The following is a 20,028-nucleotide window of genomic DNA, read 5'->3' on the forward strand; positions in this document are numbered from 1 at the left end:
TTATAAAATTTTAACCTAAATTCTTTGATTATTTGAGACTTAGTGGTACGAGATCAGAAGTGGAGAGGAATAAATTTGCGACATATTTTAAAATCCCCTAACTTTGCCCAAACCAAAATCTAATGAGTAAAAAGAACACGAAATACATCTTTGTAACAGGAGGTGTAACTTCATCTTTAGGAAAAGGAATCGTTTCGGCATCGCTGGGATTGCTCCTAAAATCCAGAGGCTTCAATGTCACCATTCAAAAATTAGATCCCTATATCAATATCGACCCGGGAACCTTAAATCCTTATGAACATGGCGAATGCTATGTGACAGAAGATGGTGCAGAAACCGACTTGGACTTGGGACATTATGAAAGATTTTTGGACTCACCCACTTCTCAAAACAACAATGTAACCACCGGTAGAATATACCAAACGGTTATTGAAAAAGAAAGAAAAGGTGACTTCTTAGGCAAAACCGTTCAGGTTATCCCACATATTACCAATGAAATTAAAAGAAGAATTAAACTTCTTTCTAAGCAAAACTACGACATCATCATTACAGAAATCGGTGGTACCGTTGGCGACATCGAGTCCTTGCCGTATATTGAGAGTGTTAGACAGCTAAAATGGGAACTGGGAGAGAATAACTCCATGGTGATCCATCTTACACTTTTGCCTTATTTGGCAGCAAGTGGAGAACTGAAAACCAAACCTTCTCAACATTCGGTTAGACAGTTGATGGAAAGCGGAATTCAAGCCGATGTTTTGGTTTGTCGTACCGAGCATAAAATTACCAAAGACATCAAGGGAAAATTGGCTCAGTTCTGCAATGTTCCTGTTGAAAATGTTATTGAAAGTATTGATTTGGATACCATTTATGAAGTGCCAACCTATTTGCAAAAGCAAAATTTTGATGAAGTGGTACTGAAAGAATTGGGTCTAAAATCGGATCAAACTTCTGATCTTAAAGATTGGAAAAACTTCTTGAAAAGACATAAAAACCCTAAAAAATCTGTAGAAATAGCATTGGTAGGGAAGTATGTAAGCCTTCAGGATTCGTATAAATCCATTGCAGAAGCATTCATCCATGCAGGTGCCGAGTTGGAAACCGAAGTCAAAGTACGATGGGTGTACAGCGGTGAAATTACCGATGAAAATGTAGCTGAAACTTTTGCAGGAATCGACGGTATGCTCATTGCACCTGGTTTTGGAGATCGAGGTATTGAGGGTAAAATTCTTTCTGCAAAATTCGCAAGGGAAAACAAAATCCCTATGTTAGGAATTTGTCTGGGAATGCAAATCATCACCATAGAATTTGCAAGAAATGTTCTAAATTTAGCCAAAGCCAATTCTGTAGAGTTTGATACCACCACTCCAGATCCTGTAATCTCTTTGATGGAAGATCAGAAAAATATCGAAGAAAAAGGAGGTACCATGAGATTGGGCGCTTGGAAATGTTCCCTAAAACCAAATACCAAACTTCATGAGATCTACGGAACGAAAAACATCTCTGAAAGACACCGACACCGATACGAGTTCAACTCCGAATATCAGTCGGATTTTGAGAAAAACGGAATGGTCGCTTCTGGCTTCAATCCGGATACCCAATTGGTGGAAACGGTAGAATTGAAAGACCATCCTTTCTATGTCGGAGTACAATACCACCCGGAATATAAAAGTACGGTAGAAACTCCACATCCATTGTTTGTGGCCTTTGTAAAAGCGTGCACCAAGTAGTATAAGCTTGAAAAATTATAGAATCCATCTCATTTTTTTTGAGGTGGATTTTTTTTATTCAAAACAATAAAAAATCCAAGGAGATTTTTCCTTGGATGCTATTTTGATGACGGTTGTTGTATTATTTTACATCATAAAAATTAGGATGTTGAGGCTTGATGTCCTCTATGGTTCCTAAAACTTTATCCGTAAGCGATTGTTGGTATTGAGCCAGTTTTTCTGAAACCGATGCATCGGCAACACCTAAGATTTTTGCAGACAAAATCCCTGCATTGGTAGCGCCGTTCAGTGCAACTGTAGCAACCGGAATTCCCGAAGGCATTTGCAAAATGGACAAAACAGAATCCCATCCATCAATAGAATTGGAGGATAAAATGGGAACACCAATCACAGGCAAAGTGGTACAACTTGCGACCATTCCAGGTAAATGAGCGGCACCTCCTGCTCCGGCAATAATAACTTCTATCCCTCTTTCCTTAGCGGTTTTGGCATAGTCTATCATGCGCTCCGGAGTTCTGTGGGCAGAGACTACCGTAAGTTCGTACGGAATTTCTAAATTTTTTAGGAAATCAGTAGCTTGTTGCATGATGGGCAAATCGCTCTGGCTTCCCATGATTATTCCTACTCGTGGTTTCATATTTTATTCGATTTTATTCTTTAAATTTTTATTCGGCAATTACTTTTACCATTCTTTTAATTTTCACCAATTCGTCCATCAACTCCTCCCTAGTATTGGCCAAAACATTGATGTGGCCCATTTTTCTGCCGGGTTTGGTGTCCAGTTTTCCATAAAGATGCACAAAGGCTTTTGGCATTTTCAGCACTTCGTCTAGACCTTGATAGACAACTTTTCCACTGTGTCCCTCTTCGCCTACCAAATTCAACATTCCAGAAAAAGAATGGATGTCGGTAGATGCCAAAGGTAGATTTTTTAGTGTTCTGTAAAATTGTTCGAATTGCGAATTGAGATTTCCTTCTTGCGTTTGGTGTCCAGAATTGTGCAATCTTGGAGCGGTTTCGTTTACCCAAACTTTACCTTCTTTGTCCAACAACAATTCTATGGCAAAAATTCCTGGAGATTTTGCAGCATCTATAAATTGCTGAGCAATGGTCTGAATTTGATCGTGTACCGAATCGGAAATTTGAGCCGGACAAATGTTGAAATCCAATAAATTAAGGACGGGATCGGCAACCATTTCAGTAACCGGAAATACTTTTACCTCTCCATTTTCATTTTGTGAAACGATGATGGACAACTCCTTTTCAATATCTACCAAAGCTTCCAATACCGATGGTACATCCCACATTTTGGCCAAATCTTCTTCGGTACGAATAATCTGAACGCCTTTTCCATCGTATCCTCCCGTGTTCATTTTTTGTACGAAAGGCAATGGGAAATTGACTTCGGATTTGTTGTGGATGATTTGGAAATCAGGACTTGGTATGCCTTTGTTTTGATAAAATTGTTTTTGTAAAATTTTCTGCTGAATGATGCTGATGATTTTAGGATTCGGAATTACTTTTACCCCTTCGGATTCCAAATCAAACAATGCATCGGTATTGATGTGTTCAATCTCAATAGAAACCACCTCTTTGTCTTTTCCGAATTGGTACACGGCATCATAATCGTTGAAATCTCCCTGTGTAAATCGAGAAATATGTGCGCAAGAACAATCTTTGGAAGGATCTAAGACATAAATTTCGTCATCGTATTTCAATGCACTTTGTATAAACATTCTGCCCAATTGGCCACCTCCTAAAATTCCGATTTTCATTTTTTACTTGTATTAAAAGTCTATTTTTATTGATAAATTTTCTGAATTAATCTCAGATTTTTTTGCGTTGCAAAATTACATGAAAAATATAAGACTTCCATGTTTTGAACTTATTTAAATGGATACAAACAGGTTTTTAAAACACTTTTCTATATTTTTGTGGATTACAATTCTTAAATCAAAAATTAATAAATAGATGAAATGTAACTGTGAAATTTTTATGTTTTCAAAGTTAAAAATAGGTTTCGCAACAACAATCATCATGTTGATGAACAGCTGTGTCGCGTTGCAAAAAACGGCAAAGCAAGAGTTGTCGGATGGGTATTATTATAAAAAATCTGAAAATGGGAGAAAGTTTGTTTATGTTGATGTTAATCAAGAAGATATCAATATTTATGAAGATCCAAACCTAAAGTTAGATACACTTCATGTTCCTAAAGTGTACAATTCATTAACCAATCGTGCCAACACTTCTTCTTTTTCTTTGGTTCAAAACAGTTTTGATGTAGATTTTTTGACCTTTCCGCTTAAATATCGCTTCTCAAATAAAAATGTACCGGCTCAGCTCAATGCCAATTTGAATGGGGCATTGTATCTGGGGTATCGAACAGATGTGTATAGGATTTCTTATCCCAAAAGTCCATTGCAGTTTTCAGAAAGAACCTCCAATCATTTTGGATATTCCGTTGGATTTTTTTCTGGATTAGGAAATACTTTTGTTTCGCCAACAACAACCAAAGAACAATTGTCGCAAGAATACGATGGTATTGTTTGGTCTAAAGGAATTGCAGGGATTGTTGCCGTAAATAATTTTTCAATTGGTTTGGCTTTGGGTTTTGATGAATTGATGGATCGTAACAAAAACATTTGGATCTACAACAACAAGCCTTGGCTTGGTTTGGTTTTTGGACTGAACTTAAACTGATTGTTGCACCATCAAATTGGTCACATCAATAAAAAAAAACTTCTGCTAAATTTTAACAGAAGTTTTTTGTTTTTATTTTACTTTCGCATTCGGATCCGGTACGAAAACCCTTTGTGCCAACTCTTGGTCGAATAGATACAATGCCGAAGGATTGTCTTGTACCATTTTTATTTTACTAACCATTTGAGATGCGTTGGCTTCTTCTTCAACTTGTTCGTTTACAAACCATTGTAGGAAAGATACCGTAGCGTAATCGCTCTCTTCATTGGCCAATTTCATAATATTGAAGATGCTTTTGGTTACCAACTTTTCGTGCTCCAAAGCTCTTTCAAAAATTTCTATAGCATTTTTGAACTCGTGAGGCGGTTGTTCTACAGATTGTAGAATGATGTCGCCACCAACATCGTTCAGATAATCAAACATTTTATCGGCATGCATCATTTCTTCTTTGTGTTGTACACGGAAGTAATTGGCAATACCGTCCAAGTCGTTTTTGTAAAACCATGCCGACATGGACAGGTAATAATATGCTGCAAAATGTTCTTTTGCTATTTGCTCGTTAATCGCTTGTGCTATTCTTTCGCTAATCATTTCTAAATCTTTTTTCAAAATTACAAATTATCTCTTGGTTTCCCAAACGGAATGCTTTTGAAAGTCATGATTTTTTTATATTTGAATAAAATTTAAGGATGTCTTTTTTAGAAAATTCAACCCATATTCTTCAAAAAAAAAATATTGGAATTACCGCCGTCAGGATTTTGGTTTTACAAGAGTTTTTGAAAACCAAACAATCCCTTTCGTTATCCGATTTGGAGGACAAACTGGATCCTTCTGATAGAAGTACTTTGTACAGAACTCTCAAAACTTTCGAGAGAAAAGGCATCATCCACGGCGTACAAGAAAACAACACCACTCAATATTTATTGTGTCAGGATGATTGTTCGGAAAATCGCCACCACGACACACATTTGCATTTTTATTGTTTGGTTTGTAAGAAAACCACATGCCTCAACGAGATTTCTTTTCCGAACATTCATTTACCAAAAGACTATTTACTGAAAGAATTGAAGCTGGTGGCACAAGGCATTTGTCCAGACTGTCAAACTTTGCCATAGGGTTGCACGAAAAGACTTGTTAATTTTGTCTAAAATATTTACAATGTCCAAATCCTGTTGTACCCCTGATAGCCACCAACATACGCATTCTGAAAATCACGATCAGCACAACCACAGCCATGGAAATCATGAAGGTGGAAATTTTAACTTGTTTTTTCCGGCTCTTATTTCTGCATCAATCTTAGGGTTGGCTCTCGTTATGGATCACTTCATCAAGCCGGATTGGTTGGTTGGAGGGTATCGCTTTGTGATTTATTTTATCGCCTATCTTCCTGTGGGTTTTCCTGTTTTGAAGGAAGCATTTATTTCTATCCAAAAGGGCGATGTTTTTTCTGAATTTTTCCTGATGTCCCTGGCTACTATAGGTGCTTTTTCAATTGGCGAATTTCCGGAAGGGGTCGCCGTGATGCTGTTTTACTCCGTTGGAGAAGCTTTTCAGGATATGGCGGTTACCAAAGCCCAGTCCAATATAAAATCGTTGTTGGACCAAAGACCGGATGTGGTAACGATAAAAGAAGGGCACCAAACTAAAACTATTCCGGCTGCGGAAGCTGTTTTGGGTCACATCATTCAGCTAAAACCTGGAGAAAAATTGGCGTTGGACGGAGAACTTCTTTCAGAAAAAGGGACTTTTAATACGGCAGCTCTAACCGGCGAAAGTAAACCCGACACCAAACTGAAAGGCGAAACGGTCTTGGCAGGGATGATCAATATGAATTCCGTTACCGAAGTGGTGGTCACTACAAAATTTCAGGATTCTAAACTGTCAAAAATTTTGGACTTGGTACAAAATGCCAGTTCACAAAAAGCTCCAACGGAACTGTTCATCAGGAAATTTGCAAAAATTTATACCCCAATTGTTGTGGCTTTGGCTTTGGCAATTGTCGTTGTACCGTATTTTTTTGTTGATGAGTATCTGTTTAAAGATTGGCTCTACCGAGCTCTGATTTTCTTGGTTATTTCTTGTCCGTGTGCCCTGGTTATTTCCATACCGCTTGGGTATTTTGGTGGTATAGGAGCGGGAAGCAGGCACGGTATTTTGTTCAAGGGAAGTAATTATTTGGACAGCATTGCAGAAATAAACCATGTGGTGATGGACAAAACAGGAACCATGACCGAAGGTGTTTTTAAAGTGAAGGATGTTGTTATTGATGAAAAATTTGATAGGGAAAAAATCCTGAACGATCTCAATTTTATCGAAAGTAAATCCACACACCCCATCGCAACAGCCATTCATGAATTTGTTGGTGAAGTTGTACCCAACCCTAATTTTAACGCAATTGAGGAGATTTCCGGTCATGGATTGGTGGGGACAATAGATGCCAAGATTTTTATGGCCGGTAATTTTAAATTGTTGGATAGATACCACATTCAGTATCCTGAAAATTTAACACAAATTGCAGAAACCACCATTGTTATGGCTTTGGATGGTGACTTTGTTGGCTACATCACCATTGCCGATAAAATAAAATCCGAAGCGGCGCAAACCATTGGACAGCTCAATCATCTTGGGGTGAAAACGACCATGCTCAGCGGAGATAAAGAAGAAGTGGTGAAATCTGTTGCTGAAAATTTAACGATTCTTAATTATTTTGGAAATCTACTCCCAGAAGATAAAGTCGAAAAAGTGAAATCTATTTTGGCGAAAAAAGAAAGCGTTGCTTTTGTAGGTGATGGGGTCAACGATGCACCGGTAATCGCCATTTCCGATGTTGGAATTGCAATGGGCGGCTTGGGAAGTGATGCAGCTATAGAAACGGCCGATGTGGTGATACAAGACGACAATCCTATAAAAATTCCATTGGCAATAAGAATAGGTAAAGAAACCAAAAAAATTGTAAAACAGAACATCGCTCTTGCCTTTGGGGTAAAAGCCGTAGTGCTTGTCTTAGGAGCAGGAGGGATTGCTACCATGTGGGAAGCCGTTTTTGCCGATGTTGGCGTGGCTTTATTGGCCATTCTGAATGCCGTAAGGATACAAAGGATGAGGTTTAACAATTAAAAATCAACCGATATTTTGAAATATAAAATATTGAGTATTTTGAGTTTAAATTAATTTTATTGCGTTTGACTTGAAAATTTAAAATTCCAAAATCGTTCTAAATTAAATTATGTATTTTTAGCCCAAATTTAAAATTCATGGTAAAAAATACGATTCTAATAGCTGCGTTGTTCCTGGGGACGGCTTTTTCCTATGCCCAACAATACGGCGGAATGTGGATTCCAACGGAAATCAATGAAAAGGAAATGAAAGATTTGGGAATGAAAATTTCTGCAAAACAAATCTTCGACACTCAAAAACCGAGTATTAAAGATGCTGTGGTGCAATTCAACGGTGGTTGTACTGCCGAAATTATTTCACCAAAAGGTCTTCTTTTAACCAATCACCACTGCGGTTATGGACAGATTCAAGCGCATTCTACCGTTGAAAAAGATTATCTGAGCCAAGGTTTCTGGGCGAAAAACATGGGCGAAGAACTCCCAAATCCTGGAGTTACCGTAGATTTTATTGTGGATATCAAAGAAGTTACCGCACAAGTTTTGGCAGGGACTCAAGGTTTATCAGATGCCGAAGCCAAAGACCTTATCAAAAAGAATTTGGAAGCCACTCAAAAAGCGATTGCAACAGAGTCGTATCAAAAAGTCATCATCAAACCGATGTATTATGGCAATAAATATTATGCCTATGTCATCGAAACTTTCAAGGACATCCGTTTGGTTGGTGCACCGCCTCAAAGCATTGGTAAATTTGGTTCGGATACCGACAACTGGGTTTGGCCGAGACATACCGGAGATTTCTCTATGTTTAGAATTTATGCCGATAAAAATAACAAACCCGCAGAGTACAGCAAAGACAATATTCCGTTCACACCAAAATATTATTTGCCGGTTTCCATCAAGGATAAAAAAGAAAACGATTTCACTTTTGTCTATGGATTTCCAGGTCGTACCACGGAATATTTACCGTCCATCGCGATTGATAAAATCATGACCGAGACCGACCCTGCAAGGATTGCCGTAAGAGAAGTTGCCCTAAAAACTTTGGACGAAAAAATGCGTACCGATGCAGCTACTCGTATCAAATATGCTTCAAAATACGCTTCTGTAGCCAACTATTGGAAAAAATGGATTGGCGAAGTCGAAGGTTTGAAAAAATCCAACGCTGTGGAAAAGAAAAGAGCCTACGAAAGCCAATTGTCTTTGAAGAACCCAGAAATCAAAAAGACACTTTCGGAAATGTACCGTTTGTACAACGAGCAAGCTCCGTATGCACTGAACAATGCGTACTACGGCGAATTGGTTAGGAATGCCGAAACGCTAAGCCTTGCCAACCGTTTTCTAAATTATATGAACGCTGCCGAACAAGGCAAGTTGGATGACAAATCCATCAATGCTTTCAAAGCGCAACTTTCTAACTTCTACAAAGATTATAGCGGTGAGTTGGATGCCCAAGTTACAGCAAAATTATTGGCGTTGTACGCACAGAAAACGCCTAAAAACTTTTTGCCAGAAGGCTATAAAGAAGGTTTTGGAGATGAAACTAAAAACTTGAAAGTGATTGAAGAATGGTCCAAGAATTCTTTCATTACCGGAAGAGCAGGCTTGAATAATGCGAATGTAACGACCAACATCAACAAAGTTTTTGAAAATAAAAATTTACTGATGGAAACTTTGGCAAAAGATCCTTTTATGTTGTTGATGGCCGAACTGAGAAAGGCCTATGTGAGCAATGCCGACACCAAATTCAATGCTTTGCAACAAGAGATCGATGTGCTTCAGAAAAAATACATGGCACAATTGATGGAAACCGACAAGGACAGAAAGTTCTTCCCGGATGCCAACTCCACACTTAGGGTAACTTACGGTCAGGTAAAAGGCTCAGAACCTCGCGACGCCGTTCGTTATAACTACCAAACCCATGTAGCAGGAATTATGGAAAAATACATTCCTGGAGATTATGAGTTTGATGTTCCTAAAAAGTTGATCGACCTTTACAATGCCAAAGATTATGGCATTTATAAAGATAAAACGGGCGATGTTCCGGTAGGTTTTACCGCAACCAACCATACAACGGGTGGCAATTCCGGAAGTCCGGCTTTGGATGCTTACGGAAATTTAATTGGTCTTAACTTCGACAGACAATGGGAAGGCACCATGAGCGACATCAACTACGACCCGAAATTGTGCAGAAACATCATGGTCGATACCAAATACATTTTGTTCATCATTGATAAATTTGCCAACTCCAAATGGTTGATCGATGAAATGAAAATCGTGAAATAATAATTTGACTTAATCGAAAAGCCGTCCGAAATGGATGGCTTTTTTTGTTGGATGAAGATTAAAAATCGTCAATGCACTTAAAAATATTGTGATATTTGACATTAAATAGTATTTTTGGCCAATTGCATAAAAAATCGAATGAAATTTTATCGATTGCTAACGAATTTTAAAATAATAAATTAAAACATATGAAATCTAAACATCCTAAAGGCTTGCCTTATCTTTTTCTTACAGAAATGTGGGAACGATTCGGGTATTATCTAATGTTGGGGATATTTGTCCTTTACATGATCGACCCAAAAGATACAGGAGGCTTGGCCATTCCGGACAAAAGTGCCGATGATATTTTCGGAACTTTCATTGCGCTAACCTACCTCACCCCGTTTTTGGGAGGTTTTTTGGCCGATAGAATTTTGGGTTATGTAAAAGCCATCTACATCGGTGGAGCATTAATGGGAGCCGGATACATCGGCCTTGGCGTGTTTCAAGAACAAACCATGTTTTTTGTTTCCATGGCACTCATCATCATCGGAAATGGATTTTTCAAACCGAGTATTTCCACACTTTTAGGGAATTTGTATTCGGAAGAACCGTACAAAGACAACAAGGATTCCGGATACAATATTTTCTATATGGGAATTAATATTGGTGCTTTTGTGTGCAATATTATTGCTGCCTTTATGCGTAACAAATTTGGCTGGGGCGAAGCCTTTATCACAGCAGGTGTTGGGATGTATGTGGGACTCATTGTCTTTTCTTTCGGGTTGAAGCATGTACAACAAGCCAATGTCCTTAAGCCAAAACAAGAGGGCGATGTCGGTATTGCGGGCATCCTATCCAAAGTATTTTTACCGGCAATATTGGTCGGTGCTTTGGGATGGATTATTCCGGGAAATATTTTCGGAAGCGACTCCACCGATGCCTTTATTTTTGCCTGTCTTCCGGTTGTGGTTTTTTATGTTTCTCTTTATGTTAAAGCCAATCAGGAAGATAAAAAACCTATTGGCGCTTTATTGGCCATTTTTGCTGTGGGCATCATGTTCTGGGCGGTTTTCAAACAAAACGGAACGGCATTGACACGATGGGCCAATTATTACACCGACCGATCTGCACCAAAAGCTTTGGAGAAACCTTTGGAAAGCATTTTTTTGGTTGAAACCAAAGAATATAAGGACGATAAGGTTACGGTTTATGATGATCAATTCCGAGCTCAGAAAAATGATCAAGGTGAAAGTGAAAAAACGATGGGCAAAGATGTTTATTTTAAAAACATTGGTTCTGAGCAGAAAGCCGAATTGGAAGGTCAACCCGATCCTAAAGTTTATCTGTACAATACAGAACTCTTCCAATCCATCAATCCATTTTGGGTAATTGCTCTTACCCCGGTTGTTGTAGGATTTTTCATGATGATGAGACGGAAAGGGAAGGAGCCTTCTACTGCAAGTAAAATTATTTTGGGAATTCTGATTTCCGCATTTTCCTGCCTAGTTATGGTCGCTGCTGTATATGCGGGTGACAATGGCGCTACAAAAGTGTCGGCATGGTGGTTGGTGGGTACCTATGGTGTGATTACCATTGGCGAACTTTGCCTCTCTCCGATGGGATTGTCTTTGGTCTCCAAGCTTTCGCCACCAAGGATTACTGCACTGATGATGGGAGGGAATTTCTTAGCCATTTCCATCGGGAACAAATTGTCCGGCATCCTGGCCAGTATGTGGTACGATTATGAAGACAAAGCCAATTTCTTTTGGGTCAATTTTGGTTTACTCCTGTTGGCCTTTGTCATCGGATTGTCTATTCTTAAAAATCTGAATAAAATAATGAAAGAAAAAGGAGTGAGTTAATCACTTCTTTTTTTTTATGATAATTATTAGGTCGTTTCGGAAAATAAACTATATTTGCGAGTCTTAACAAAAATTTAACAATCAAATTCAATATGGATACAGTACAACAAAAAGGACATCCAAAAGGACTATACCTTTTGTTCTTCACCGAAATGTGGGAGCGTTTTTCTTATTACGGAATGAGAGCCATCCTGATCCTCTACCTTACAAAAAAATTAATGGAAGGTGGACTGGGAATGGACGAAAGTAAAGCAATGTTGCTTTATGGATATTTTACCGGCTTGGTATATTTTACTCCGCTAATCGGTGGTTGGCTTGCTGATAAATTTTTGGGAAAAAGACTTTCCATTACCATCGGTGGTATTACCATGATGATCGGACAGTTCGTTTTGTTTGGGATGAATAACATGACTGGACTTTATATAGGATTGTTGCTGCTCATTATTGGTAACGGTTTCTTCAAACCCAATATTTCTACCCTTGTTGGTGGACTTTACAAAGACGGTGATAGCAGGAGAGACTCTGCATTTTCCATTTTCTACATGGGGATCAACTTAGGTGCTCTAATCGCTCCTTTCGTAATTGGGTATTTTACCGATAATTTATTTAAAACCACCAATGCCGATGGGACTGTGGCTTTCGGATACCGTTATGGTTTCTTGGCTGCAGGTGTAGGGATGTTGTTGGGGCAAATTATCTTCAACACTTTTGCACAAAAATATTTAGGTGATTTGGGTAAAAAACCTGTAGGCATCGCACATGATGAAGAAGCTGAAGCCAACAAATCTGTAAACCCGGATACCGGTGAGGTCTTAACTCAAGCTCAAGAAAAACAAAGAATTTCAGTAATTTTCATTTTATTCTTGTTCGCGGTATTCTTCTGGGCCGGGTTCGAACAGGCTGGATCTTCATTGTCACTTTACACGGACAAATTCATCAACAGAAATGTTTTTGGATTCGAGATTCCAACTTCATGGTTCCAATCGGTGAACCCAATTTTTATTGTGACTTTAGCTCCTTTGTTCGCCATGTTCTGGAGTTCTAAATTGGGTAGCAAACTTTCAACTCCAGTAAAAATGGGTGTTGGAATGGTTATTTTGGGTATAGGTTTCTGGTTTATGCTAGGAGCAGTTGCCGAAAGAAATGCAAACGGAAATATTGATGATATTGCCAACAAAGCCGGAATTATGTGGTTGATAATGACTTACCTGTTGCATACCATCGGGGAACTTTGTCTTTCACCTGTTGGTCTTTCGGTAGTAACCAAACTTTCTCCACCGAAATTGGCTTCAATCCTAATGGCCGTTTGGATGCTTTCTTCTTCTGTGGCCAACTTCATCGGAGGTTTTGTAGCTTCAGTTGTAGAAACCATGGGAGCAGGACAAGTATTTACTTACATTTCAGGATTTGTAATTGTGTGCGGTTTACTTCTAATCTTGCTTAATAAATTTATTTCTAAAATGATGCATGGAGTTCGATAATTCCAAATCAAAATAATAAATGAAAACCTCTGCATTGTCGGAGGTTTTTTTTATTTTCGTATGCTGTTTGGTAAATAAAGCAGTGAATTAATTAAACAAAATAAGAGTATGGCAACAACCTTGGACGAAATTCAAAATTTTAAAGGGAAATATCCAAAGCAAATTTGGTCGCTTTTCTTTTCAGAAATGTGGGAAAGATTCTGTTTCTACGGGATGCGTGGGATGTTGGTTTTCTTTATGATTTCTCAGCTTAACTTTCACGAAAAAGAGGCCAATTTACAGTACGGAGCGACCCAAGCGTTTGTGTACGCCTTTACCTTCATCGGTGGGCTATTTGCCGATAAAATTTTAGGCTTTAGAAAATCTCTTTTTTGGGGTGGCTTGTTGATGATTGTGGGTTCTTTGATTTTGGCTACGGATCCGCACCGGTTTTTTTTCTTGGGAATTGCTTTTACGGTTGTGGGTACAGGATTTTTCAAGCCCAATATTTCTTCCATGGTGGGACAGTTGTACAAACCCAACGATTCCCGTGCTGATGCCGGTTTTTCATTGTTTTACGCAGGAATCAATTTGGGGGCTTTGCTCGGCGGTTATATCTGTATCGCCATTGGAAAAGGGCAATTGTTCAGCGATTTAATTTCTGAATCGTCCCGTTGGAATGTTGCATTCGGTTTAGCCGCAATCGTAATGGTAATCTCGTTGATTAATTTTGTTTTCACCCAAAAATCCCTCGGAACGATAGGGCTTCAACCCGGACATCCTCTTTCGGAAGACCAGTCCAAAACCATTTCAAAATGGAAAGAATACGGAGTTTATGCCCTTTCTTTAATCTTTGTACCCATCATACAAATTATGGTGGCAAAGACCGAGTTTACAGATTATTTTATGTACACGATTGGTCCATTAACCTTAATTTATCTATTTTATGAGATGACCAAAGTAAGTTCTGCCGAAAGGAAAAAACTTTTTGCTGCGCTTATTTTCATTTTGTTTTCCATTTTATTTTGGGGAATTTACGAGCAAAGTGGAGGTTCTCTCAGTATTTTTGCCGCAAAAAACCTCAACAACGACCTTTTAGGATTGGATCCCAACGGAGTTAACAATTCCGGAGGTGCTTTTTTCATTATTTTCCTTGCTCCTCTTATCGGTTTGCTGTGGATTTGGCTCAACAAAAGAAAATTCGAACCCAATACCATCATCAAGTTTGGGCTAGGATTTATCTTTTTAGGATTGGGGTATTACACTTTGTTTGCAACAAAATTCTTTGCCAATGCAGCGGGCATTACATCACTCAATTTTTTTACTTTGGCTTTGTTGATCATTACTTTGGGCGAACTTTGCCTTTCACCCATCGGGTTGTCCATCATGACCAAACTTTCCACAAAAAATCTTCAAGGCATGATGATGGGAATGTGGTTTTTGGCATCGGCTTACGGACAGTATGTAGCGGGAATCATCGGTGCCAATATGGCTACCGCCAAGGAAGGAGCTTCCAATTTGGATGTCCTTATCACTTATGCCGAAGGCTACAAGCAGCTGGCAATATATGCCGTTGTTGCTGGGGTTGTGTTAATTGTCATCTCTCCGATGATAAAAAAATTAATGCAAGAAGTAAAGTAGTGTTGTGTAGCAAGTAAAAAGTAGAAAGTATTTTTGGATCAAGATTAATAGAATATTTAGAATTTGAATTAAAATTAAAATAAAAAATATGTCAGAAAATAATAAATCATTTTTACAAACCGTTAAAACCCTGAACAAAACATTCTGGACAGCCAGTTTTATGGAACTTATGGAACGCTGGGCATGGTACGGGATTTATACATTGTTCGGTTTGTATCTCGTAGGTTCTACCGATACCGGTGGTTTGGGCTTCAACCATATTCAAAAGGGAAGCATCATGGGGAATATTGTCGCCATTTTGTATCTATTGCCTTTGTTTTTTGGTGAAATTGCCGATCGTATCGGTTATAAAAAATCTCTGATTGTAGCCTATGTCATCATGATATTGGGATATTATTTTTTGGGAGAAGCCAAGACTTTTTCTAGTGTTTATGTTTTATTTTTATTGGTAGCTGTAGGTGCTGCACTCTTCAAGCCTGTGGCATCGGCAATTGTAGCTAGATCTACGGACGAAACCACCGGTACCATTGGTTTTGGCGTTTTTTATATGATGGTGAACATTGGTGGGTTTATAGGTCCGTCCATGTCATCGGTGCTGAGAACAACTTACGGATGGAAAATTATTTTTATACAAGCAGCTGCAGTCATTACCATTAATCTTTTGGTGGTTTTATTCTTTTTCAAAGAGCCTAAAGTAGAAAAACCCAAAGAGTCTTTGGGCGTTGCTCTAAAAAAATCCATTGTTAATATTTTTGAAGCATTAAAAGATACCCGATTGAGTATTTTGTTGTTGCTGATGATTGGTTTTTGGACCATGTTCAATCAATTGTTCAACACGCTGCCAAATTTTATTGAAGATTGGGTAGATTCTAGAACCATCAGTACTTGGCTCAATGAAAATCTTCCTTTTTTAGGGAGTGGACTTACCCAAGATGGTTTGGTAAAGCCGGAATGGTTTACCAACATTGACTCGTTGATGATTATTTTCTTTCAAATTTTCATTTCCTTTTATGTGACTAAAATGCGACATATTTCTGCCGTAATTCGTGGTGCTGTTATTGCAACCATCGGTGTTGGACTTACTTTTTATACCCACTCCGTTTGGTTCACCATCATAGGAACCATGATTTTTGCAATTGGTGAAATGATGTCCAGCCCTACGGTTTCGTCCTTCATCGCCCTGATTACTCCAAAAGGAAAAGAAGGCCTCTACCAAGGGACTTATTTCTTACCGGTTGCTGCCAGTTATGCCGTTACCAGTTTTATTTCTGGAGACCTCTACCAATCGTGGTCGGATAAATTGAGCCTTTTGCAAAGAGAAATGGGCAAAAGAAATCTGGAAATGCCGGCAGTGGTAAGCCGAGAACAATTTATCGAAAACGGTTCTAAAGCTCTTGATATGCCCATTACCGATTTTGAAAATAAATTCAACCTGAAATCAGAAACCGTAGATTGGAATGGAGTAGGGAAGTCTTTCAACCAATTGGCCCAACAAAAAAATGTGGATGTTAGCCAAATTCATCTCCCTTTTTCTAAAAATGAATATTATGCTTTGGCCGAACAAAAATTGGGGATGAACCATTGGGAAATGACCAATATGTTGTGGGAAAACTATCAGCCCAATAAAATTTGGATGGTTATTGTCGGGATAGGAATGTTTTCCATCATCAGCCTTTCTTTGTACGACAGACTCATCATTCGACCGAGAGAAAGACGATTGCAACAAGATAATTAGAATTTCTTGGTACTGATTTTGATAAGCACAGGGGAGTACTTCAACTTATAATTTTTTATTGTATGAAAAAAATACTTTTTCTACCGATTTTTTTATTCTCTTTTTTGGCTTTTTCGCAAGTTAAATGGATGAATATGAACGAAGCTTTGAAACTTCAAAAAGAAAATAACAAGAAAATACTGATCGATTTTTATGCTACTTGGTGCGGTCCCTGCAAGATTATGGATAAAAAAACATACAACCACCCTGTGATCTCCAAGTACATCAACGAAAATTATTTACCGGTAAAATTTGATACCGAAGGCAAAGAAAATATCGAGTATCTGGGACAGTCCTTTGGAAATCCCAATGCCCAATTGCAAAATTCGAGAAACAAAGTGCACGAATTTGCAGAATATATGAATGTAGTTTCGGTTCCGGCTTTGGTTTTTTTAGATGAAAAAGCCCAACCCATAACGATTCTGAATGGATTGCTCACCGCAAAAGATTTGGAACCCTATTTGGAAATGTTTAATAAAGACGATTATAAAAAAATAAAATCCAAAGAACAGTGGGAGAATTATCAGAAAAAATTCAAATCGAAACTGAAGGACTAAATTAAATTTTTTAAGATTATATTTGGAGTTGTAAAGTGCAACTCCATTTTTTTATGTTACTAAATCGTCTGGATTATAAAACCTTTTTAAGAATCAACTTTCTTATTTTGGTTTTGAAAATTGTTTTCACATTGTTTTTTCAGAATAATTTTTCTGGATATGAAGATTGGAGCATCGCAAGAAACTTGGTGAACTTTGGTGAGTATTCAGAGATTAGAACCGTGGGACCTTCTGCAATGAAATTGCCCATTTATCCGTTGTTTTTGAGTTTTTTTCAGTATTTATTTGGTAGTTATGCTGCTAAATTAGCGGTTGTTGTACAACACATGCTGTTTTTTTTAGTCCCCATTGGGATTGTGAAGATTTTAGAAATTTACAAACTTTCAAAGATCGGACTTATAGCTGGTTTTTTATTTCTATTTTCACCTGCCTATTTGTATTATTCAACCGTTTTAGAGGCTACAACCCTCTTTATATTTCTATGTGTTTTTTGGTTTTGGACTTGGAGCGGGTTTTATATTAATCATTTCTCAAAAACTGGACATTTTGTTTTTTTTGGTTCGCTAACGGCCTTACTTTTTCTAACTCAAGTTGTTGTGGTACCCATTGCATTGGTTCTCATTCTCTATTTAATTTTTAAAAGTAAATTTAATTTTAAGCAAGCTTTTGTCTTCGGAATTACACTTTTTTTCTGTTATTCGCCTTGGATTATAAGAAATTATGTTACTATGCATCAGTTTATACCGAGTAAAAATCCGTATTATCAGAATATTTTTGTTGGTTTTACAGAATCGAATGCAGTTATTTCTGAGCTGAAAATTTTTTCTTTAAAGAAAGAAGAGCAATTGTTTAAATATCGAGCTCAGGTCAGCGAAAAAAGAATGGAAGAAATTTACAAACAAGAGTTGGAGAAAAATGTTCCTACAGAATTATACCTGAAAAAAGCCTTTCAAAACACTGCCCTTTTGTGGTATGTTCCGCCGAGATATTTTTATGATAAGGATGTTAAAATAATAGTATTCAGAAAGATGTATGTTTTATTTCTCAATGCAATCTCATTGTTGTCAATGTTGATTATTTTTAAAAATAACAAAAAACTATTTGCATTTTTTACTCTTATTTTTATAGGTTTTACCATTCCTTATACGATTGGACATGCCAGTAACATTAGGTTTAAGCTGGATTTCGAATGGATACAATTAATTTTAATAGCTTTTTTCATAAACCATTTAATGTCCATTTATCACAAAAGGAAACCGAATAAGTTTTAACAAATTCGTGATTTCCTTTTTAAATTGTATTTTAGCCAAGTAAATTTGAAATATGAAAAAAATAATCTTAACTGCCGGGCTTTTGTCTATGGGACTTTTTGCTCAAGCTCAACAAAAAAACAATGTCGACTCTACCTTTCTAAAAAATTGGATGCACAGCGATCTGGAAGAAACCGGAGTGTACGGCGTGAATACCCTAAAAGCTAAAAAATTCTTAGAAGAAAAGAAAAGAAAAGCCAATCCTTTGGTGGTAGGTGTTTTGGATAGTGGTGTAGAATACTTTCACGAGGATCTGAAAAACAACATGTGGATCAATCCAAAAGAGAAAAAAGGGAACAATAAGGACGACGACAAAAACGGTTTTGTTGATGACCTGCACGGATGGAATTTCCTAACCGATAAAAATGGTAAAAACTACGCTCCGGACAGTTATGAACTGACCAGACAATACAAAAAATTGAATGATTTCTTTTCTGCAAACACCTCAGCTTCTGACCCTGCAAAGTACAAGGAATATCTGAAATTGAAGAAAGATTACTATACAACCATCTATAAATATGAGTTGAATACAGAACTTTCCAAAACCAGAATCAATTATATGACTCCAAGATTAGAGGCCTTGGATAAAGCTTTTGGAAATCAAACTTTAACAAAATCTTTGGTTGATAATTTTACTTCGGACAATGCAATGGCTTTGGAAGGTTTATTTATTTTTAAAGAAATGAAACCTGCCGATTGGGAAAATAAAAAAATAACCGATGTTACCGAAGCATACAAAAAGAAAATGAATGCCGCTTTGGATAATGCCCAAACCAGCTTGAAGTATGCGTATAACCTGAATTATAACCCTCAAGATGGTATCGGTAAAATCTACGGAAACAACGATGTGAAAGGTCTTTCTGACGATCACGGAACCCATGTCGCTGGGATTATTGCTGCTGAATGGGGCAACAACAAAGGCATGATGGGAACCGGAGGCGGAAACAACATCAAAATTATGGGAGTAAGAGTGGTTCCGGATGGTGACGAAAGAGATACCGATATTGCCAACGGAATTCGTTATGCCGTGGACAATGGTGCTAAAATCCTAAACATGTCTTTCGGAAAATCGTACGATGACAATCATAAAATTGTTGTTGATGCCTTCAAATATGCCGAATCTAAAAATGTTTTGATTGTAAAAGCAGCTGGAAACGATAATATGGATGTCGATGTCAATGTCAAGTATCCTTTAACTTTAATCAACGACAAACAGTACAGCCCTACCACGATTACTGTGGGTGCTAACACTCGTTTTAGCGATAATCTGAGAGCAAGATTTTCCAATTGGGGTAAAAAATCGGTAGATGTTTTTGGTCCTGGAACCGAAATTTATGCAACTTTCCCAGACGGAAAATATAAATTTTTGCAAGGAACTTCCATGGCTTCTCCAGCAGTTGCAGGTGTTGCAGCACTGGTTTGGTCTCACTATCCAAAGCTGAAAGCATCCGACATAAAAACCATCTTGATGGAATCGGTGAACAAGAACGAACAACTGAAAGACATTTCTGTTTCTGGCGGTGTGGTCGATGCCTACAAAGCCGTACAAAAAGCTGAAGATCTTTACAAACAAAGAAAATTAAAGTAATCAATTTTAATATATGTAAATAAAAAAT

Annotated in this window: 15 protein-coding genes; 12 read left to right on the forward strand and 3 right to left on the reverse strand. The window is 37.8% G+C overall.

Features of this window, described 5'->3' with window-relative positions:
- The first annotated feature begins 122 nt into the window (after positions 1 to 122).
- On the forward strand, positions 123 to 1,727 hold the full coding sequence (locus EIY84_RS03910) for a CTP synthase (RefSeq protein ID WP_124640607.1): 1,605 nt from the start codon (positions 123 to 125) through the stop codon (positions 1,725 to 1,727).
- A 121-nt stretch (positions 1,728 to 1,848) separates the two neighbouring features.
- Here the strand turns inward: EIY84_RS03910 and purE are convergent, their stop codons facing one another.
- Positions 1,849 to 2,364, reverse strand: a complete 516-nt coding sequence (gene purE, locus EIY84_RS03915; protein ID WP_124640608.1) for a 5-(carboxyamino)imidazole ribonucleotide mutase — start codon at positions 2,362 to 2,364, stop codon at positions 1,849 to 1,851.
- Positions 2,365 to 2,392: 28 nt separating this feature from the next.
- Positions 2,393 to 3,502: a 5-(carboxyamino)imidazole ribonucleotide synthase gene (locus EIY84_RS03920; protein WP_124640609.1), complete on the reverse strand. Its 1,110-nt coding sequence runs from the start codon at positions 3,500 to 3,502 to the stop codon at positions 2,393 to 2,395.
- A gap of 196 nt (positions 3,503 to 3,698) precedes the next feature.
- Here EIY84_RS03920 and EIY84_RS03925 point away from each other — a divergent pair, with 196 nt between their 5' ends.
- A complete protein-coding gene (locus EIY84_RS03925) occupies positions 3,699 to 4,427 on the forward strand; it encodes a hypothetical protein (RefSeq protein ID WP_164472009.1) in 729 nt (242 codons plus the stop codon).
- Positions 4,428 to 4,499: 72 nt separating this feature from the next.
- On the opposite strand, the gene EIY84_RS03930 is transcribed toward EIY84_RS03925, so the two are convergent.
- Entirely contained in the window at positions 4,500 to 5,018 is a 519-nt protein-coding gene (locus EIY84_RS03930) for a ferritin (protein ID WP_124640611.1), read from the reverse strand.
- Positions 5,019 to 5,116: 98 nt separating this feature from the next.
- On the opposite strand from EIY84_RS03930, the gene EIY84_RS03935 reads away from it, so the two are divergent.
- The 10 genes from EIY84_RS03935 (at position 5,117) to EIY84_RS03980 (ending at position 20,000) form a co-directional block, all read left to right on the forward strand.
- Positions 5,117 to 5,542, forward strand: coding sequence for a Fur family transcriptional regulator (locus EIY84_RS03935; RefSeq protein ID WP_124640612.1), 426 nt, complete (start codon positions 5,117 to 5,119; stop codon positions 5,540 to 5,542).
- A gap of 43 nt (positions 5,543 to 5,585) precedes the next feature.
- Positions 5,586 to 7,544 (forward strand): heavy metal translocating P-type ATPase, encoded by a 1,959-nt coding sequence (locus EIY84_RS03940; protein WP_124640613.1) that lies wholly within the window; start codon positions 5,586 to 5,588, stop codon positions 7,542 to 7,544.
- Positions 7,545 to 7,681: 137 nt separating this feature from the next.
- The gene (locus EIY84_RS03945) at positions 7,682 to 9,826 is read left to right on the forward strand and encodes a S46 family peptidase (protein WP_124640614.1); all 2,145 of its coding nucleotides are present in this window, start codon (positions 7,682 to 7,684) and stop codon (positions 9,824 to 9,826) included.
- Positions 9,827 to 10,014: 188 nt separating this feature from the next.
- Positions 10,015 to 11,670 (forward strand): peptide MFS transporter, encoded by a 1,656-nt coding sequence (locus tag EIY84_RS03950; protein WP_124640615.1) that lies wholly within the window; start codon positions 10,015 to 10,017, stop codon positions 11,668 to 11,670.
- Between the two features lie 92 nt (positions 11,671 to 11,762).
- Positions 11,763 to 13,151, forward strand: coding sequence for a peptide MFS transporter (locus EIY84_RS03955; protein WP_124640616.1), 1,389 nt, complete (start codon positions 11,763 to 11,765; stop codon positions 13,149 to 13,151).
- Between the two features lie 108 nt (positions 13,152 to 13,259).
- Entirely contained in the window at positions 13,260 to 14,771 is a 1,512-nt protein-coding gene (locus EIY84_RS03960; RefSeq protein ID WP_124640617.1) for a peptide MFS transporter, read from the forward strand.
- 88 nt (positions 14,772 to 14,859) lie between these two features.
- Positions 14,860 to 16,506 carry an MFS transporter gene (locus EIY84_RS03965; protein WP_124640618.1) on the forward strand — a complete coding sequence of 549 codons (1,647 nt, stop codon included), beginning with the start codon at positions 14,860 to 14,862 and terminating at the stop codon, positions 16,504 to 16,506.
- A gap of 62 nt (positions 16,507 to 16,568) precedes the next feature.
- Entirely contained in the window at positions 16,569 to 17,102 is a 534-nt protein-coding gene (locus EIY84_RS03970; protein WP_124640619.1) for a thioredoxin family protein, read from the forward strand.
- A 53-nt stretch (positions 17,103 to 17,155) separates the two neighbouring features.
- Positions 17,156 to 18,373: a glycosyltransferase family protein gene (locus tag EIY84_RS03975; RefSeq protein WP_124640620.1), complete on the forward strand. Its 1,218-nt coding sequence runs from the start codon at positions 17,156 to 17,158 to the stop codon at positions 18,371 to 18,373.
- A gap of 52 nt (positions 18,374 to 18,425) precedes the next feature.
- Positions 18,426 to 20,000, forward strand: coding sequence for a S8 family serine peptidase (locus EIY84_RS03980; RefSeq protein WP_124640621.1), 1,575 nt, complete (start codon positions 18,426 to 18,428; stop codon positions 19,998 to 20,000).
- The last annotated feature ends 28 nt before the right edge of the window (positions 20,001 to 20,028 follow it).

This window comes from Amniculibacterium aquaticum, from assembly GCF_003852705.1.
GTDB lineage: Bacteria > Bacteroidota > Bacteroidia > Flavobacteriales > Weeksellaceae > Amniculibacterium > Amniculibacterium aquaticum.

Coding starts and splice junctions, on each gene's coding strand:
- EIY84_RS03935 (WP_124640612.1), top strand. CDS start 5,117: ATGTCTTTTTTAGAAAATTCAACCCATATTCTTCAAAAAAAAAATATT.
- EIY84_RS03950 (WP_124640615.1), top strand. CDS start 10,015: ATGAAATCTAAACATCCTAAAGGCTTGCCTTATCTTTTTCTTACAGAA.
- EIY84_RS03910 (WP_124640607.1), top strand. CDS start 123: ATGAGTAAAAAGAACACGAAATACATCTTTGTAACAGGAGGTGTAACT.
- EIY84_RS03970 (WP_124640619.1), top strand. CDS start 16,569: ATGAAAAAAATACTTTTTCTACCGATTTTTTTATTCTCTTTTTTGGCT.
- EIY84_RS03920 (WP_124640609.1), bottom strand. CDS start 3,502: ATGAAAATCGGAATTTTAGGAGGTGGCCAATTGGGCAGAATGTTTATA.
- EIY84_RS03960 (WP_124640617.1), top strand. CDS start 13,260: ATGGCAACAACCTTGGACGAAATTCAAAATTTTAAAGGGAAATATCCA.
- EIY84_RS03940 (WP_124640613.1), top strand. CDS start 5,586: ATGTCCAAATCCTGTTGTACCCCTGATAGCCACCAACATACGCATTCT.
- EIY84_RS03980 (WP_124640621.1), top strand. CDS start 18,426: ATGAAAAAAATAATCTTAACTGCCGGGCTTTTGTCTATGGGACTTTTT.
- purE (WP_124640608.1), bottom strand. CDS start 2,364: ATGAAACCACGAGTAGGAATAATCATGGGAAGCCAGAGCGATTTGCCC.
- EIY84_RS03975 (WP_124640620.1), top strand. CDS start 17,156: ATGTTACTAAATCGTCTGGATTATAAAACCTTTTTAAGAATCAACTTT.
- EIY84_RS03965 (WP_124640618.1), top strand. CDS start 14,860: ATGTCAGAAAATAATAAATCATTTTTACAAACCGTTAAAACCCTGAAC.
- EIY84_RS03945 (WP_124640614.1), top strand. CDS start 7,682: ATGGTAAAAAATACGATTCTAATAGCTGCGTTGTTCCTGGGGACGGCT.
- EIY84_RS03925 (WP_164472009.1), top strand. CDS start 3,699: ATGAAATGTAACTGTGAAATTTTTATGTTTTCAAAGTTAAAAATAGGT.
- EIY84_RS03955 (WP_124640616.1), top strand. CDS start 11,763: ATGGATACAGTACAACAAAAAGGACATCCAAAAGGACTATACCTTTTG.
- EIY84_RS03930 (WP_124640611.1), bottom strand. CDS start 5,018: ATGATTAGCGAAAGAATAGCACAAGCGATTAACGAGCAAATAGCAAAA.